Raw genomic sequence first — 15,730 nt, forward strand, 5'->3', positions numbered from 1 at the left:
CTCCGAGGCTTCCGGCTCGCTGACCGCCCTTGCCGGCGACGATGAGCTCCGCGGCGTACGCCGTGAGGTGCGACTGGTGGAGATCGAGGACCTCGACGCGGCGCCGGCCGACACCGCCGACGTCTGGCTCCGGCTGCACCTGCTCTCCTCGCGTCTCGTCCGGCCGCACACCATCTCGATGGACGGGGTCTTCGGGCTGCTCGCCAACGTCGTGTGGACCAGCGCGGGACCCTGCGCCGTCGAGGGCTTCGAGAGCACCCGCGCCCGGCTGCGCGCCGCCGGCCAGCACGTGACGGTGTTCGGGGTGGACAAGTTCCCCCGCCTGGTCGACTACGTGATGCCCACGGGGGTGCGCATCGCGGACGCCGACCGGGTCCGCCTCGGCGCCCACCTGGCCGAGGGCACCACGGTGATGCACGAGGGCTTCGTCAACTTCAACGCCGGCACGCTCGGCGCCTCGATGGTGGAGGGCCGGATCTCGGCCGGTGTGCTGGTGGGCGATGGGTCCGACATCGGGGGCGGCGCCTCGATCATGGGCACGCTCTCGGGCGGCGGGAAGCAGATCATCTCGATCGGGAAACGCTGCCTGCTGGGCGCCAACGCCGGCATCGGCATCTCGCTCGGCGACGACTGCGTCGTGGAGGCCGGCTGCTACGTCACGGCCGGGACCAAGGTGACCCTGCCCGCCGACGGCGGCAAGGTGGTCAAGGCCCTCGAGCTCTCCGGCGCCAGCAACGTGCTCTTCCGCCGCAACTCGGTGAGCGGCGCGATCGAGGCCGTGCCGTGGAAGGGCGAGGGCATCGCCCTCAACACCGCTCTCCACAGCAACTGAGACATGGCCGGACAGAAGGGCAGGCCCCGCCTGAGGAGAGCGGGCAAGCTCGTCGTGGCCGGGTCGGCAGCCCTGCTGGTGTTCGTGGCAGGACGGGCTCTCGTGGACAACGGCGTCGGGCCCCTGTCACGACCCGCGGGGTGCGCGACCGAGGTCGGCGATGTGACCGTCAAGCTCTCGCTGGAGCAGGCCGAGAACGCGGCCCTGATCACCGCCATTGCCGTCCAGCGGGGCCTGCCGGCCCGCGCCGCGAGCATCGCCCTGGCCACGGCCTACCAGGAGTCGGACATCATCAACCTCGACTACGGCGACCGCGACTCCGTCGGGCTCTTCCAGCAGCGGCCCTCCCAGGGCTGGGGCACGATCGAGGAGATCCAGGACCCGGCCTACTCGGCCCATGCGTTCTACGACGCGCTGGTCGAGATCGATGGCTACGAGACGATGGAGATCACCGAGGCGGCCCAGGCGGTGCAGCGGTCCGCCTACCCGGACGCCTACGCCGACCACGAGGACGACGCCCGGGCCATCGCCTCCGCCCTCACCGGCAACAGTCCCCGCGCCTTCTGGTGCGAGACGAGCGGTGACGCCGACGAGGCCAGCGACCGGCTCGACGACGCCGGGCTGGTGAAGCGGGCTGCAGTCGTGCGCGAGGAGCTCGGCTCGGTCTTCGGCAGCCTGTCCCTGGGTGGTTTCCAGCCGGGCGGCGTCTCGAGTGGTCACATGTCGGGCTCGGCGCACTATGAAGGACGGGCGATCGACGTCTTCGTGCGACCGATCAACGCCGAGAACCGCAAGCGCGGCTGGGCGATGGCGTCCTACCTCGTGGCGCAGGCCGACCGACTCTCGATCAACACCGTCATCTTCGACGACCGCATCTGGCACGCCGGCTCGCGCTCGGACGACGGCTGGACCGACTACGACGTGCCCTCGTCCTCCAAGGGCGACCGGGCGATCCTCGAGCACCGGGACCACGTCCACGTCGATGTCGCCGACTGAGCCGTTTGAGCGTCTGACGTCGCCTACGATCGCTGCACCGCACGATCCGCACGACCCCAACCAGGAGGCACCCCATGGCCGGTTTCGCCGCCGTCGTCTACACGATCGGCACCGCGCTTCGGCGTGCGCAGGACGAGGACATGGCGGTCGAGATCCTCGTGGCCGGTGAGTGGATGGCCGGACGGGTCAGTGCCACCGACGGGCAGGGCGTCATGCTGCTCGGGGCGAACGGCGAGCTGTCGATCGTCCGTCTTGCCGGTGTCGACGCGGTGAGGGTGCCCGACGCCGCTGCCTTCGCGGGCCGCTCCCCGGACGAGTAGCCGCGTCAGCTCGTCAAACGCAGGCCAGCCGCGGCGATGCGCTCGTCGGTGGCGGTGAAGGCCACCCGGACGTGGCGCCGACCTGCCGCGCCGTAGAACTCGCCCGGGGCGACGAGGATGCCGCGCTCGGCGAACCACTGGACGGTGTCCCAGCAGTCCTCGCCCCTGCTCGCCCAGAGGTAGAGCGATGCCTCGGAGTGGTCGATGGTGAAGCCCGCGGCCTCCAGGGCCGTGCGGAGGCTGGCTCGCCGTGCGGCGTACCTCCCGTGCTGCTCCACGACGTGGGCGTCGTCCGCGAGCGCCGCGATCATCGCCCGCTGCTGGGGCCCCGGCACCTGCAGGCCGAGGTTCTTGCGTACGGCGAGGAGCTCGCCCACGAGGGCGGGATCACCGGCGACGAACGCGCAGCGGTAGCCCGCGAGGTTGGACCGCTTGGAGAGCGAGTGGACGCTCAGAATCCCCTCGTGCGACCCGCCGCAGACGTCGGGGTGGAGCACGCTGACGGGCCCCGAACCGGGCCCAGAGTCGGCCGCAGCTTCCCAGGCGAGTTCGATGTAGCACTCGTCGGAGACCAGGATCGTGCCGCGCTCACGGCACCAGTCCACGACCTTGCGCAGGTGCTCGACCGGCAGCACCCGCCCGGTCGGGTTGGACGGCGAGTTGAGCCAGAGCAGCCGGGGGGTCTCGGGCCCGAAGGACGTCAGCGAGTCGGTGGCCACCGCCCGCGCGCCGGCCAGCGCCGCACCCACCTCGTAGGTCGGGTAGGCCAGGGCGGGGTAGCCGATCAGGTCACCGGGGCCGATGCCGAGGTGCACGGCCATCGAGCCGATGAGCTCCTTGGAGCCGATGACCGGCAGCACGCCGTCCAGGCCGAGGCCGATGACGCCGAAGCGGCGTGCCAGCCAGTCGATCGCGGCTTGTCGGGTCTCCGGGAGGCCGATGGTCGTCGGGTAGCCCGGCGCGTCCGCAGCCCCGCGCAGCGCGTCCTGGACGACTTGGGGCGTGGGGTCGACCGGAGTGCCGACCGAGAGGTCGACGATCCCGTCAGGGTGTGCGCGCGCCGTCTCGGCGTACGCCGTGAGCTTGTCCCACGGGAAGTCGGGCAGTCGGGTCGAGACCGACTGTGCCGATGGAGCGCTGGAGCGCTCCGGCTTCACTCGTCGTGCTCTTGGGGAGGCAGCGCGGCGACGATCGGGTGGTCCTTGTCGATCTCACCCATCTTCGCGGCGCCACCGGGAGAACCGAGGTCGGTGAAGAAGTCCACGTTGGCCGTGTAGTACTCCTTCCACTCCTCCGGCGTGTCGTCCTCGTAGAAGATCGCCTCGACCGGGCAGACCGGCTCGCAGGCGCCGCAGTCGACGCATTCGTCGGGGTGGATGTAGAGCATGCGCTTGCCCTCGTAGATGCAGTCGACGGGGCACTCGTCGACGCACGCGCGGTCCTTGAGGTCGACGCACGGCTGGGCGATGACGTAGGTCACCGGTTCCTCCTACAGGGGCACGGGGTGGGACACGGGCAACCTTAGTATCCCGCCATGACCGATGCGCCAGAACCCCAACCTGTGGGCAGGCACCTGCTCGGCCCGCACGTCGTCGGCCAGCGGGTCGTGGTCCGCCATCTCCTGCCGGACGGTCGCGCGACCGACGTGCTGGGCGTCTGCACGTCGTGGGGACCGGCGACCGTGATGATCCGCTCGGACCGCGGTCCGGTGGAGGTGGCGATCGCCGACATCGTCACCGGCAAGCCGGTCCCCCCGCGCCCGTCGGTGCGCCACCGGGTGTCCGCCCACGACGTCGAGATGCACGTGGCGTCGATCTGGCCGGAGCTGACCACGCAGCCACTGGGCGGCTGGGTGCTGCGGATCGCACCCCCGCTCGGGGGGCGATTGCGCCGGCGCGGCAACTCGGCGCTGGCGATGAACGACCCGGGGCTCCCGTTGGCGGATGCCGTCGAGCGGGTCCGGGCCTTCTACGCCGAGGTCGGCCAGACGCCGATGATCCAGGTCGAGGCCGACGGTGACCTCGAGAGAGCACTCGCGCCACTCGGGTTCACCCCGCTCGGCACCGGCGACGCGCACTGCCAGCTCGCCTCGGTCTCGCGCGCCCTGCGCGCCGCAGGTCCGGCGACCGGCGAGGGTCGCCTGACCGAGGACGGTCCGCGCTGCGCCGTGGTGTACGCCGACGGCCAGGTCGTCGTGGCCCGCGGGGAGGCTGCCCTGGACGGCGACTGGCTCGGCCTGCACGGGCTTCACGTCGAGCCGTCCCGCCGTCGCCAGGGGTTGGGGACGAAGGTGGTCGCGGACCTCCTGGACTGGGGTGCCGCTCTCGGAGCGACCACGGCGTGGCTGCACGTCGAGACCGACAACGACGCCGGGGTCGCGGCCTACGAACGGCTCGGGTTCGTGACCCACCACAGCAACCGATACCTCGGCGGCTGAGCTGATAGTTCGCCTCATTCGAGGCGATGAACCCTGCCGGACTCCACGTCGAAGAGCAGGCCGGTCACGGGGGTCGCTCCCACGAGCGCTCGAAGGGCGGCCACGTCGTGCCGCAGGCTCATGCGGGGATCGATGACCGGGACGTCGGCGCCGGCCTCGACGGTCGTGCCGAGGTAGTCGGCGACCAGGCCGAGGTGCCCCGGGCCGCCGAGCCGGGACATTCCGCAGTCGGTGTGGTGCATCACGACGATCTCGACGCCGCCGCTCAGCTGCTCGACGGCAGCGACCGCCGACAGGACGACCAGGCTGCGCAGGACGTCGCCGGTGACGCGTCCCCCGGGGTTGCGCAGCACGACGGCGTCGTTCGGTTCGAGCCCGAGCACGTGGGCCGGGTCGACGCGATGGTCGGCGCACGTGAGCACGACGGCCTTGAGTGCCGGCTCCGTCGAGTGGCTCAGCAGACGGAGTCGCTCCGAACGCTGGGAGCTGCGGGCCAGGAGCTCGTCACTGACGAGGGCGCTCATCGGGCTGCCGCGATGACTGGCAGGGTCGCCGTGCTCAGACGCTCCATCATCGGGCCCTCCTCGAGGGCGAGCAGCAGCTCCTTCTCAGCCTCGGACACCTCGGAGAGGCTCGCCCGAGCCAGGGCCGGCGGCGCCGGGAAGTACTCGATGCCGAGCTGGACCAGGCGGGCGACGTCCTCGCCCGCGATCAGCGCCGCCAGGAAGAGAGCAGCGTCGATGCTGGCGGAGACCCCTGCGCCCGTGATCACCGAACCGTCCCGGTGGAAACGCTCGGGGACCACCTCGACGCCGTACGACGCGATGCGCTCCCGCCAACCCCAGTTGGTCGTGACGCTGACGCCGTCGAGCACGCCGGCCGCCGCGAGGAGCCCGACGCCATTGCAGATCCCCACCGTCCAGGTCGCCGTCGCGTGTGCGTCGGCAATCCACGAGCAGAGCTCGGCGTCCGTCATTGCGGCCACCACTCCCGGCCCGCCCGGGACATAGAGGATGTCGGTGGAGGACACCTCGTCCAGGCCTCGGTAGGCCAGCAGGCCGAGCCGACGGGTGTCTGCCGCGATCACTCCCGGCGTGGCAGCGACGAACTCCACCTCCACGCCCGGCACGTTCGCCAGCACTTCGTAGCCGCCCACCACGTCGAGGGCGGTGAACCCGTCAAACAGCAGGATCGTCAATCTCATCTGGCCTCCTCAGTCTCCCCGGCAAGTGCCGGTCCGTCATGCTCTCCGGCGGCGGTGGGTCGCGCCTAGTGGCGCAATTGCCACCTTTCGCGGTAATTTCGCCACATGCCTCATCCCGCGATCCGCGTCGGGGTCCTGCTCTACGACGACTGCCTCGCCTCCGAGGCCCTCGGCCTCGTCGACGTGCTGGCGATCGCCAACCGGGTCGCCCTCCACACCGGGCAACCGGAACCGTTCCGGACCTCGATCCACGCCGCCCGTCCCGGTCCGGTGCGCGCGGCCAACGGCGTCGAAATCCGAGCTCGACGCGTCGACTTCGCCCTCGACCTCCTCGTGGTGCCCGGCTTCGACCTCGATCCCGGGCAGGACCTCGACCTTCGTCTGCGGAGGCGGTCGGCGGAGGTCAAGCTCCTCCAGCGTGTGGCGGTCAGGGGCATCCCCGTCGCCACTGTCTGCGTCGGGGCTTTCCTCCTCGGTGCGGCCGGTCTGCTGGACGGTCGACGCGCCACCACGTCGTGGCTGTTTGCCGACGAGCTCACCGTGCGTCATCCGTCATCGACGATCGATCCTCGGGCCATGCTCGTCGAGGACGGTCCCGTCACGACGACCGGCGCCTTCAGCGCGTCGGTGGACCTCGCTCTCCATCTTGTCCGCCTGCACGCGGGCGAGTCGATCGTGCGGGCCACGTCGAACATCACCCTGACGAAGCAGGGCCGTTCCTCGCAGTCCCCGTACGTCGACGACACGCTTCACCAGCGGGTGAGTCGCGACTTCTCCACCGAGGTGCGCCGCCATCTCGTCCAACACATCGGGGAGCGCTACGACCTGCCGGCCCTGGCGGCCAGCCACCACATCAGCACGCGGACCCTGCTGAGACGCTTCCGCGACGAGACGGGCCAGACCCCGTTGGACTTCCTGCAGTCCGCCCGGGTGGCCCGAGCCAGACAGCTGCTCGAGGGCACTGATCTCAGCGTGACCGAGATCGCCCGCAGCGTCGGCTACGCGGACACGAGCACCTTCCGCCGACTGTTCACGGGAGCGGTCTCCATGACCCCGTCGCACTACCGCCGGACTTTTGGGCGGTGATCGCGCTGTTGCGGGGACACCCAGCACGGACAACCTACTTGCCTCTTCACCCTGTCTGCGGTCACCATGGGCGGGTCGACCGAGCGGACTGACAACCCCCGCACCATCCGATCGTCCGCGCGTCCGGCGTCACCGACGAGAGGCCGAGTGATCAGCTCGGCGAAGGTGTGGTGGCACCGCGACCTTGCCCCCGCCCACACCTCCAGGGCCACGCCAACTGGAGGTCGTCATGAGATCACTCTGTTCATCCCTGCCCACCGCCGAGCCCGGCTCGGTCGTCACCCTCGAGGGCTGGGTGCACCGGCGCCGCGAGCTCGCGCGCGTCACGTTCCTGATCGTCCGCGACCGCACGGGTCTGGCCCAGGTCGTGCTGCCGGCAGGCACCGAGGTGCCGCCGCAGGAGACGACCATCCGTGTCGTCGGTACGGCGACCGCGAACCCACAGGCCCCGGGCGGCGTCGAGCTCACCGAGACGACGATCGAGGCTCTCACCGAGGCCGCTGCGACGCCGCCCGCGGAGCTGTGGCGACCGGCGCTCGACGTCTCCCTCCCCACGCTCCTCGACCACGCCCCGGTCCTCTGGCGCCACCCGGCGCAGCGCGCGAAGGGGGAGCTGGCTGTGGCCTCGTTGCGCGGGTTCCGCGAGACGCTCGACGGTCTCGACTTCACCGAGATCGTGACGCCGAAGTTCGTCGAGTCGGCCACCGAGTCGGGCGCCAACGTGTTCGCCGTGGACTACTTCGGCCGGCCCGCCTATCTGGCGCAGAGCCCGCAGTTCTACAAGCAGCAGCTCGTCGGGGTCTTCGAGCGCGTCCACGAGGTCGGGCCGGTCTTCCGCCCCGAGCCCCACGACACCGTCCGCCACCTCGCGGAGTACCGCTCCCTCGACGTCGAGCTCGGCTTCATCCGCGACCACCGCGACGTGCTGGCCGTGCTCCGCGAGGTCCTGGCCGGGATGGTCGCCTCCGTGCACTCACGTGCCGCTGCGGCCGTCGAGCGCACAGGGGCAGTCGTCCCGGTCGTGCCCGACGAGATCCCGGTGATCCACTTCGCCGACGCACTTGCGCTGGTCGGTGCCCCTGCCGACGAGCCCGACCTCGCCCCCGAGCACGAGCGCGAGCTGGGCGCGTGGGCACTCGCCGAGCACGGGTCCGACTTCCTCGCCGTCGAGGGCTATCCCATGCACAAGCGGCCGTTCTACACCCACCCGCAGCCGAGCGACCCGCAGTGGTCGAACAGCTTCGACCTGTTGTTCCGTGGGCTCGAGCTCGTGACCGGCGGCCAGCGACTGCACCGGCACAGCGACTACGACGCCGCCATCCGGGCCCGCGGCGAGGACCCGGCCGACTACTCGGCCTACCTCCAGGCCTTCAAGCACGGCATGCCGCCGCACGGAGGCTTCGCGATCGGGTTCGAGCGCTGGGTGGCGCGCCTGGTCGAGGCGACCAACGTCCGCGAGGTCACGCTGTTCCCGCGTGACCTGCCCCGGCTGACGCCGTAGCGCGGGTTGGACATCCGCAGGTCAGCAAAGGCATGGATGTCGGGCCGAACCCACACCCGGCGAAGTTCATGTACGCAAATGAACTTCGCCGGTGGGCTGCGCACCGAGTCAGACCTGTCGGCCCGCCGGCCACTCGCTGTCGCCTAGCTGACGTCGTCGACGGCGTCGGGGTTGGTGCAGATCACTGTGTCGCTGGGCGTGTAGGTCGTGTGGAACACCTCGGGCTCGCGGGTCTCGGTGTTGGCGCCCGCCGGCTCGAAGTAGCGGGTGACGTCGATCTCGAAGCCGCCGTACCCCTCGTTGCTGTGGCACTCGAGGGTGTCGACGCGACGCACCTTGGCGTTGGTGACGTTGTAGCGCTCGGACTCCGCGGCAGTGATGTTCCAGTGCTTCGTGGAATACATCGACACCGTGACGACACCGCTCGACGTGGGCGTGGCCGGGGTGACGTTGGCGTAGATCAGCACGCCGTAAGGGGTGTCGTTGCGGAACTGGAGGTCCACCGAGCCCCAGGCAACGGTGGCCTCGCGGCCGACTGGGTAGCGGTCGATGTAGAACGAGTGGGGTTTGTGCTCGACGTCCTCAAGGCCGGCGAAGAACATCGCGTTGAAGGTCGTGGTCGCCATCTGCGAGACGCCGCCGCCGAGGTCGGTGACCAGGATGCCGTCCTGGATGATGTAGCCCTCGGTGAAGCCGTTGGCGCGGGTCCGCTCCCCCACGGTGCCGTTGAGGCTGAAGGTCTCCCCCGGCTTGAGCACCGTGCCGTTGACCAGCTCGGCGGCCCGGCCGATGTTGACATTGCGGTATTCGGCGTACGGGTAGTAGGTCGTGAACGTCGAGACGCGTTCCTTGATCTGCAGGTCGCGAGCCTCCTGGGTGGTGAAGTCCGGTTGGGCGACCTTCGCGTCCACGGTGAGCGTGCGCTGGCCCTCGGGGGCTGCCACGAGCTCCAGGAAGCCCGCCTCGACCTGCTTCTGGTCGAACGTGACGCCGGGCTGGGCGGGGATGACCTTGGGGCTGCCACCGACGAGCGCGACCGTGGCGTCGACGGGCGCCCCCTCGGTGACCACGTTGGTCGAGAGCAGCTCACCCAGCTTCGCGCCGTCAAGTCGGGGGACGAGCTTGCCGTCGACCGGCTCCAGGCTCAGGGCTCCGGTGTAGTCCGCCGGGGAGAGCTTGACCGCCGACTCCTCGAAGCTCAGCGTGACCGAGCCCGACACGGCGGGGTTGGCGAACGTCTCGCGCGCCTCCGTGATGTCTGCCTGGTCGATCTCCGGGGTCGCCTGCGTCATCGTGAGCGCGGGCGTCGTGCCGTCCTCGCTGAGGTATGCCGACACCAGCGCGTCGCGCGCCGCCGTCCGGTCGAGCTTCTTGCCGACCAGCGGGGTGACCGTCGTGATCGACCCGCCGTCGAAGCCGAGCGCGCCCTCGCGCGGAGCCCGGCCGAACTGCTCGTCCAGGCTGGCCACGGTCTGCGCGAATGCGGCGCCGTCCACGGTGACCTCCGCCTCGAGGTCCTCGCCCCCGGTGAAGTAGTTCCACAGCCAGACCGGGTCCCAGGTGCGCTCGCCGCCGGCCTCGGCCACGGAGGCCTCGTAGTCCACGGAGATGCCGGCAGCATCCGGATCGACACTCGTGCGTTTGCCGTCGATCGTCAGCTCGATCGGGCCGGAGACCCGCTCCGCCAATCCTGCCTGGAGTCGCTGGGCCGCCTCGGCCTTCGGGTGACCACCGATACTGACGCCGGAGACGGTGGTGCCGCGGGGCACCTTGTCCGCAGCGGCGTAGTAGGCACCGGCGTACGCCCCGCCGATCAGCAGCCCGAGACCGAGCAACAACCACAGGACGACGCGGCCCCCGGACTTGTCCTGGGCAGCGTCGTCGGCGTCGCGGGAGAGAATCGGCACGCGTCCGATCCTAGGTTCAACTCTCAAGAAGCCCCTGATCGTCGCCACGGCTCCGACGCGACGATCCCGGCCGGGGCAGCGTCGTCAACGCGGTCAGGAACAACAGGAAAGAGCCGCCGATCAGGGTGTAGCCCGACCCGGAGGCCGCGATCAGGTAGTCACCCTCCGTGCGCGGCAGGACGGCGTACGCGATCGCCCCGAACCACCCCAGCATGAAGGCGAACCGACGGCTCCCGCCGGGCAGGGCGAGCGTCGCCAGCGCGGCTGCCGCGAGACCCAGCACGAGGCCCCACCAGCGCTGGTGGACCAAGGTGGCGGCGAGTGCCGCAGACGCCCCGAGGACGAGCAGCGCGACGGCCAATGCGAGACGGACGAGAAGCACGGCCACTCACAGACCGGCGAAGAGGTCCGTCTCCTTGCCGTCCTCGCCGACGGGTCCGCGCTCACCCTTGACCAGGACGTAGAACTCGTCGCCCCAGAAGGCATGGCCCGACTCGGCGCCCGCGAAGAACGGCCCGTCCGCGTCGACCTGGGTGCGGTGCAGCTTCAACGCGTCCATCTTGGTGTGGACGAACTCGGTGCCATCGACCCGAGCCGCGATCAGGTCATCAGGCGTGACGAACGGGCCCATCTCGCCATCCGGGTCCATCCCCTCGAACGTGGAGGTGTCCCCCGCCTCGCGCAGCTGGCGGATGCTGTCGCGCATCCGCGACTCGCTCATCGCGCACCAGTAGATCTTGGCCACGTCGTGGGACTCGCCGAGGTGGAGCTTGTAGGTCGGAGCGGCCGCCAGCACTGCGGCGTACATCGCGACGCGGTGGGCCTGGATGTGGTCGGGGTGGCCGTAGCCCCCGAACTCGTTGTAGGTGACGAGGACCTGGGGGCGGACGTCGCGGATCACCGTGACCAGCTCGTCGGCGGCCTCGGTGAGGTCGGCGTTCCAGAAGGCGTTGTCGGGCACGAACTCGCCCGCCACGGCGTGACCGTCGGCGTGCCAGGCCATCCCCGAGTCGTGGAAGCGCCCGAAGCCGCCGAGCCAGCGGTGGTCGGTGACGCCCAGGTGCGCCATCGCGGCCGCGATCTCGCCTCTGCGGTGCTCCCCCAGCCCGCCGTCCTTGTCGTAGGCCAGGTGCGCCAGCTCGGGGACCAGCACCTCGCCCATCTCACCCGCGGTGCAGGTCACGAGTGTCACGCCGCGGCCCTGGGCGGCATAGAGGGCCATCGTCGCCCCGTTGTTGATCGTCTCGTCGTCGGGGTGCGCGTGCACGAAAACGGCGCGCTGATCTGCGGTCATGCCGTCAGCCTAGGGGCTTCTTGATGCGCTTCGGCGCCGCCGGCAGGTCGAGCGGCGGCACGACGGGCGCGGGAGCCTCGGAGTCCAGCCAGCCGTCGAACTCGTCGACCGCGAGCTCCACCAGGAGCTCGGGCGCATCTGTCACGACGGCCCACGGATGCCCCTCGTCGTCGTCCTCACCGGACAGTCGCTCGCGCTCGGCGCTCGCCTCGAAGCCTTGGGCCACCAGTCGGCCGACGGCCTCACGCGCGTCGTCCTCGTCGAAGAAGATCGCCCTCACGAGATCATCCTCCCCCGCAACGCCGGCAGGAACGGCCGGTCCGGCTCCAGCCAGTCCACGTCGTCGAGCTCGTCGGGCCCGACCCAGCGGACGTGGTCGTGCTCCGTGGGCGCCGGCTCCCCCTCGACGAGTACGGCGCACGCGACCCACAGCTCGTGGGTCTCACCGATCAGGGCCTTGCCGGGGAGCCAGCCCGTGACCTCGATCCGGCAGCCGAGCTCCTCGGCGATCTCCCGGACGAGCGCCTCCTCGGGCGACTCGTCGGGCTCCACCTTGCCGCCGGGGAACTCCCACCGCCCGGCCAGCTCGGCCGGGGAAGTGCGTCGGGCGGCGAAGACGGCTCCGTCGCGGACGATCGCCGCGCCGACGACGTGGGTGCGCGTCGGGTCGGTCACGGAGGCGAGATTACGGTGGGTCGTATGCGTCCTCCCGCTGAGCCTGCCCCCGAAGGCGCGTCCGAGCCCGTCACCACGCCTTATGTCGAGGGCGTCCACCTTCAGCGTACGGACGAGAACGTCCGGGAGATCGAGGCCCTGGCGGCGGTGCTCGGGCAGCCGGCCGGGCTCGACGGGCTGCTCGGGGACTTGAAGTACCAGGCTCGTCGCAGCCGGATCCCCGCACGCCTGCTGGGTCGGGCGGTCAGTGAGGCCTACACGTGGAACGACTACGACCAGCGTGACCGTCAGTGGTATCCCCAGGGCATCTCGACCTCTGCCGACGCGTCCGACACCGAGACGGTCGAGGGTCGACGGGTGCTCGTGGCGACGTGGTACTCCACCGGCCGGGACGGCGTGAAGCGCGGTTCCCGCGTCACCTTCCTCGACCTCGAGACCCTGGAGTACCGCCACGTCCTGCTGGTGATCCCCGTCTTCGACAAAGCCGGCAACCTCACCCTCCGCCCCATGAACATCCACGCCGGCGGCATCGTCTGGGCCGGCCAGTGGCTCCACGTCGCCGCGACCAGGCGCGGCTTCGTGACGGCCCGGGTCGACGACATCATGCGGGTCGCCGGCGATGAGGACCGCCCCGACGAGATCGGCGTCGAGGGGCGCCGCGTCGCCTCCTTCGGCCACCGCTACGTCCTCCCCGTGCGCGCCACCTACAAGGCCCTCACCGACGACGGCCACCGGAAGCTCCGTTACTCCTTCGCCTCCCTCGACCGGGGCACGGACCCGCCGGCCGTGGTGGCTGGCGAGTACAACACCGGCTCGGACATCAGCCGGCTCGCGCGCTACCAGCTCGACCCGGACACCTGGCAGCTCCAGACCGGTGACGACGGGTTCTCCCGACCCCTCGAGATCGACGAGGGCGGCGTGGTGCAGATGCAGGGCGTGGCGCTCGCCGGCGGTCGCTACCACGCCACCGTCTCCCACGGCCCCTTCATGCCCGGCACCATCTATGCCGGCGCGTCGGGCCGCCTCAAGCCGAAACGGCTGGCCCTGCCGATGGGTCCGGAGGACCTGTCCTACTGGCCCTCCACCGACATGCTCTGGTCGCTGACCGAGCACCCGCGCCGCCGCTGGATCGTGGCGATGAAGCGCTCGGCCTTCGACTAGACCCCTCGCCTAGCGCTCAGCAGCCACGCCGCCCGCGAGCGGCCGGGCCGGCAGCGGCGAGGAGTGCTCGCTCACGCCGTACCTCGTGTGCACCTTCTTCAGCCACCCCGGCGCCCACCAGTTCCAGCCCCCCAGCATCGTCATGGTGGCGGGCACGATCACCATCCGCACGATGGTCGCGTCGATGAGTACGGCGACCGCCAGCGCGAGCCCGGTCTGCTTGATCACCAACATGTCCCCCGCCGCGAAGCCGGCGAAGACGATCACCATGATCAGCGCCGCCGAGGTGATGATGCGCCCCGAGCGCTGCAGCCCGAGCCGGACCGCGGTGTCGTCGTCGTGCCCCTGCTCGTGCAGCTCGATGATGCGGGCGAGCAGGAACACCTCGTAGTCCATCGACAGCCCGAAGCCGAAGGCCAGCACCAGCAACGGGATGACGGACTCGATGCCGCCGGCGGAGTCGAAGCGGAGCACCGACTCGAGGTGGCCGTACTGGAAGACCCAGACCAGGATCCCGAGGCTGGCGCCGAGGGAGACGACGTTGAGGACGAGGGCCTTCAGCGGCAGCACCACGCTGCCCGTGAGCAGGAACAGCAGCAGGAACGTCGCACTGCCCAGCCAGAGCGCGACCCACGGAGCCCGGTCGATCACCGAGTCGGTGAAGTCATGGAGGGACGCAGCCTGCCCGCTGGCCCAGATCGGGAACCCGGGATCGGCTGCCATCAGCGTGCGCGAGACCTCGCGAGCCGGGTCGTCCAGCGCGCCGCCGTCGGTCCGGACGCCGAACGAGACCAGGCCGCCGCCGTCGGGGTCACTGCCCGCCGCCTCGACCTCGTCCGGATAGGGCCCCAGCTCGACCACGGGGTCAACACCGGTCACCCCGTCGAGGGCCTCGATCTCCGGCACCCAGACCGCGACCTGGTCGGGGGTCGCCTGCGCGACCACCGTGACACCGGGCGCAGCCAGCGCGGGGTAGTCCTGGTCGAGCGCCTCGAAGAAGACGCGCTGCTCGGCGTCGGCGGGCAGCAGCTCCACGCCCGAGGTGTTGAGGCGCAGGTCCAGGGCCGGCAGCGCGAGGAGGACGAGCACGGCGACGCTGGCCAGCATGGTGAGCCCCGGGCGGCGCTGGCCGGCGGCAGCGAGTCGGCTGAAGACCCCCTCGTCGGGGGACACCTCGACACCGCGTCGCCGTCCCAGCCGCTTCGCCCCGAGCGCGCACAGGGCCGGCACCAGGGTGAGCGCCACGACGAGAGCGACGACCACGACCGAGACACCGGCGGCACCGATCGCACGCATCACCTGCGCCTCGAAGAACAACAACCCCGACAACGAGATGCCGACGATCAGCGCCGAGAACAAGATGGTGCGCCCCGCGGTCGCCACGGCCCCCGCCACCGCGTCCTCCACCTGCTGGCGGCTCAGGTCGTGGGGCGCCACCCCGGGGGCGACGACAGCGAGCTCCTCGCGGAACCTGCTCACCATCAACAACCCGTAGTCCACGGACAGGCCGAGCCCCATGACGGTGACGATGTTCACCACCGACGCGTCGAGCGAGATCACGTGCGAGAAGCCGAGGAGGATCGCCAGTCCGCCGGAGATCGCCGAGATCGCCCCCATGATCGGCATGCCGGCCGCCACGAACCCGCCGAACACGAAGACCATCAGCAGCAGCGACAGGGGGAGGGCGATGCCCTCGCCGGTGGTGAGGTCTGCCTCGATCTGGCTGACGATGTCCTCGACCAGCAGTCCCGTGCCGCCGACGGAGAGCTTCTCGGCGTACGGCGACAGCAGCTCGTCACCGGACCGCGTCAGCTCCGCGACGACCGCGTCCTGCGTCGGGCTGCCCGCGCCCCCGCTGGTCTCGGCGACGATCACGAAGGAACCGCTCGCCGTCTCGTTGCCTGCAACGAAGACCAGCGACGTGGGGTCGCGAGGCCACCCGGGCATGGTCATAGGGGCGTCTACCCGGCCCACCCCGTCGATGGCACGCACCCGGGCGACGACCTCCTCGGCAGCGTCGGCCACCGCCGGGTCGAGCACGTCGACGCCGTCCACCCGGAGCATCACGCTGAGGCCGCGGTCACGGGATGCGTTGAGCAGCTCCCGTCCGGTCTGCGCCTCGCCGGGAGCCTCCGTGTCGCCGGACTCCAGGCGGTCGAACAACGACTCGTTGCCCAGCAGCCCGAGGCTGGTGACGAAGCCCAGCACCATCAGCACGAGCCAAGTGCCCACACAACGCCACCGGTGCCGGGCGGCGCTTCGGCCGAGCCGGAACAGGAGGGGTTCGCGCGCGGTCACGGCGCAAGACTCCCAGACG

17 protein-coding genes are annotated in these 15,730 nt (G+C 70.7%); 7 read left to right on the top strand and 10 right to left on the bottom strand.

All coding sequences use genetic code 11. The features are described from left to right. The 3 genes from dapD to JWN68_RS07225 form a co-directional block, all read left to right on the top strand. Nucleotides 1–832 (top strand): 2,3,4,5-tetrahydropyridine-2,6-dicarboxylate N-succinyltransferase (gene dapD / locus JWN68_RS07215; protein WP_297736777.1); only part of this gene is annotated, 832 nt, incomplete at its 5' end. A gap of 3 nt (nucleotides 833–835) precedes the next feature. Further along, entirely contained in the window at nucleotides 836–1,828 is a 993-nt protein-coding gene (locus JWN68_RS19255; protein WP_366519761.1) for a hypothetical protein, read from the top strand. Between the two features lie 74 nt (nucleotides 1,829–1,902). After that, complete coding sequence (locus JWN68_RS07225) at nucleotides 1,903–2,148, top strand: hypothetical protein (RefSeq protein WP_297736780.1); 246 nt, start codon at nucleotides 1,903–1,905, stop codon at nucleotides 2,146–2,148. Nucleotides 2,149–2,153: 5 nt separating this feature from the next. Here JWN68_RS07225 and dapC read toward each other — a convergent pair whose 3' ends face one another. After that, the gene (gene dapC, locus JWN68_RS07230; RefSeq protein ID WP_297736784.1) at nucleotides 2,154–3,305 is read right to left on the bottom strand and encodes a succinyldiaminopimelate transaminase; all 1,152 of its coding nucleotides are present in this window, start codon (nucleotides 3,303–3,305) and stop codon (nucleotides 2,154–2,156) included. Beyond that, nucleotides 3,302–3,628, bottom strand: coding sequence for a ferredoxin (gene fdxA, locus JWN68_RS07235; protein WP_297736787.1), 327 nt, complete (start codon nucleotides 3,626–3,628; stop codon nucleotides 3,302–3,304). Before fdxA ends, dapC begins: the two co-directional genes overlap by 4 nt. Before the next feature lie 54 nt (nucleotides 3,629–3,682). On the opposite strand from fdxA, the gene JWN68_RS07240 reads away from it, so the two are divergent. Continuing rightward, nucleotides 3,683–4,585, top strand: coding sequence for a GNAT family N-acetyltransferase (locus tag JWN68_RS07240; protein WP_297736792.1), 903 nt, complete (start codon nucleotides 3,683–3,685; stop codon nucleotides 4,583–4,585). A 14-nt stretch (nucleotides 4,586–4,599) separates the two neighbouring features. Here JWN68_RS07240 and JWN68_RS07245 read toward each other — a convergent pair whose 3' ends face one another. Together JWN68_RS07245 and JWN68_RS07250 are read right to left on the bottom strand one after the other, a co-directional pair. Then, nucleotides 4,600–5,109 carry a carbonic anhydrase gene (locus JWN68_RS07245; RefSeq protein WP_297736795.1) on the bottom strand — a complete coding sequence of 170 codons (510 nt, stop codon included), beginning with the start codon at nucleotides 5,107–5,109 and terminating at the stop codon, nucleotides 4,600–4,602. After that, complete coding sequence (locus JWN68_RS07250) at nucleotides 5,106–5,789, bottom strand: DJ-1/PfpI family protein (protein ID WP_297736798.1); 684 nt, start codon at nucleotides 5,787–5,789, stop codon at nucleotides 5,106–5,108. The genes JWN68_RS07245 and JWN68_RS07250 overlap by 4 nt, the downstream gene beginning before the upstream one ends. A gap of 105 nt (nucleotides 5,790–5,894) precedes the next feature. On the opposite strand from JWN68_RS07250, the gene JWN68_RS07255 reads away from it, so the two are divergent. Both JWN68_RS07255 and aspS read left to right on the top strand, forming a co-directional pair. Beyond that, the gene (locus tag JWN68_RS07255) at nucleotides 5,895–6,875 is read left to right on the top strand and encodes a helix-turn-helix domain-containing protein (RefSeq protein ID WP_297736831.1); all 981 of its coding nucleotides are present in this window, start codon (nucleotides 5,895–5,897) and stop codon (nucleotides 6,873–6,875) included. A gap of 229 nt (nucleotides 6,876–7,104) precedes the next feature. After that, the gene (aspS, locus tag JWN68_RS07260) at nucleotides 7,105–8,376 is read left to right on the top strand and encodes an aspartate--tRNA(Asn) ligase (protein WP_297736834.1); all 1,272 of its coding nucleotides are present in this window, start codon (nucleotides 7,105–7,107) and stop codon (nucleotides 8,374–8,376) included. Between the two features lie 143 nt (nucleotides 8,377–8,519). Here the strand turns inward: aspS and JWN68_RS07265 are convergent, their stop codons facing one another. Genes JWN68_RS07265 through JWN68_RS07285 form a run of 5 tightly spaced genes read right to left on the bottom strand, consistent with a single transcriptional unit; the run spans nucleotide 8,520 to nucleotide 12,252 of the window. Further along, nucleotides 8,520–10,283: a VanW family protein gene (locus JWN68_RS07265; RefSeq protein ID WP_297736837.1), complete on the bottom strand. Its 1,764-nt coding sequence runs from the start codon at nucleotides 10,281–10,283 to the stop codon at nucleotides 8,520–8,522. A gap of 16 nt (nucleotides 10,284–10,299) precedes the next feature. Then, the gene (locus JWN68_RS07270) at nucleotides 10,300–10,665 is read right to left on the bottom strand and encodes a hypothetical protein (RefSeq protein WP_297736840.1); all 366 of its coding nucleotides are present in this window, start codon (nucleotides 10,663–10,665) and stop codon (nucleotides 10,300–10,302) included. A 6-nt stretch (nucleotides 10,666–10,671) separates the two neighbouring features. Beyond that, nucleotides 10,672–11,577 (bottom strand): N-acetyl-1-D-myo-inositol-2-amino-2-deoxy-alpha-D-glucopyranoside deacetylase, encoded by a 906-nt coding sequence (gene mshB / locus JWN68_RS07275; protein WP_297736844.1) that lies wholly within the window; start codon nucleotides 11,575–11,577, stop codon nucleotides 10,672–10,674. Nucleotides 11,578–11,581: 4 nt separating this feature from the next. Continuing rightward, nucleotides 11,582–11,857: a hypothetical protein gene (locus JWN68_RS07280; protein ID WP_297736848.1), complete on the bottom strand. Its 276-nt coding sequence runs from the start codon at nucleotides 11,855–11,857 to the stop codon at nucleotides 11,582–11,584. Continuing rightward, nucleotides 11,854–12,252 (bottom strand): (deoxy)nucleoside triphosphate pyrophosphohydrolase, encoded by a 399-nt coding sequence (locus JWN68_RS07285; RefSeq protein ID WP_297736851.1) that lies wholly within the window; start codon nucleotides 12,250–12,252, stop codon nucleotides 11,854–11,856. Before JWN68_RS07285 ends, JWN68_RS07280 begins: the two co-directional genes overlap by 4 nt. A 24-nt stretch (nucleotides 12,253–12,276) precedes the next feature. On the opposite strand from JWN68_RS07285, the gene JWN68_RS07290 reads away from it, so the two are divergent. Continuing rightward, nucleotides 12,277–13,413, top strand: a complete 1,137-nt coding sequence (locus tag JWN68_RS07290) for a hypothetical protein (RefSeq protein ID WP_297736854.1) — start codon at nucleotides 12,277–12,279, stop codon at nucleotides 13,411–13,413. A 9-nt stretch (nucleotides 13,414–13,422) separates the two neighbouring features. On the opposite strand, the gene JWN68_RS07295 is transcribed toward JWN68_RS07290, so the two are convergent. After that, the gene (locus JWN68_RS07295; protein WP_297736857.1) at nucleotides 13,423–15,711 is read right to left on the bottom strand and encodes an MMPL family transporter; all 2,289 of its coding nucleotides are present in this window, start codon (nucleotides 15,709–15,711) and stop codon (nucleotides 13,423–13,425) included. Nucleotides 15,712–15,730 lie beyond the last annotated feature (19 nt).

Origin of the sequence: Nocardioides sp. (assembly GCF_025964975.1) — a bacterium.
Classification (GTDB): Bacteria; Actinomycetota; Actinomycetes; order Propionibacteriales; family Nocardioidaceae; genus Nocardioides.

Coding starts and splice junctions, on each gene's coding strand:
- JWN68_RS07255 (WP_297736831.1), top strand. CDS start 5,895: ATGCCTCATCCCGCGATCCGCGTCGGGGTCCTGCTCTACGACGACTGC.
- JWN68_RS07240 (WP_297736792.1), top strand. CDS start 3,683: ATGACCGATGCGCCAGAACCCCAACCTGTGGGCAGGCACCTGCTCGGC.
- aspS (WP_297736834.1), top strand. CDS start 7,105: ATGAGATCACTCTGTTCATCCCTGCCCACCGCCGAGCCCGGCTCGGTC.
- JWN68_RS19255 (WP_366519761.1), top strand. CDS start 836: ATGGCCGGACAGAAGGGCAGGCCCCGCCTGAGGAGAGCGGGCAAGCTC.
- JWN68_RS07290 (WP_297736854.1), top strand. CDS start 12,277: ATGCGTCCTCCCGCTGAGCCTGCCCCCGAAGGCGCGTCCGAGCCCGTC.
- JWN68_RS07245 (WP_297736795.1), bottom strand. CDS start 5,109: ATGAGCGCCCTCGTCAGTGACGAGCTCCTGGCCCGCAGCTCCCAGCGT.
- mshB (WP_297736844.1), bottom strand. CDS start 11,577: ATGACCGCAGATCAGCGCGCCGTTTTCGTGCACGCGCACCCCGACGAC.
- JWN68_RS07250 (WP_297736798.1), bottom strand. CDS start 5,789: ATGAGATTGACGATCCTGCTGTTTGACGGGTTCACCGCCCTCGACGTG.
- JWN68_RS07225 (WP_297736780.1), top strand. CDS start 1,903: ATGGCCGGTTTCGCCGCCGTCGTCTACACGATCGGCACCGCGCTTCGG.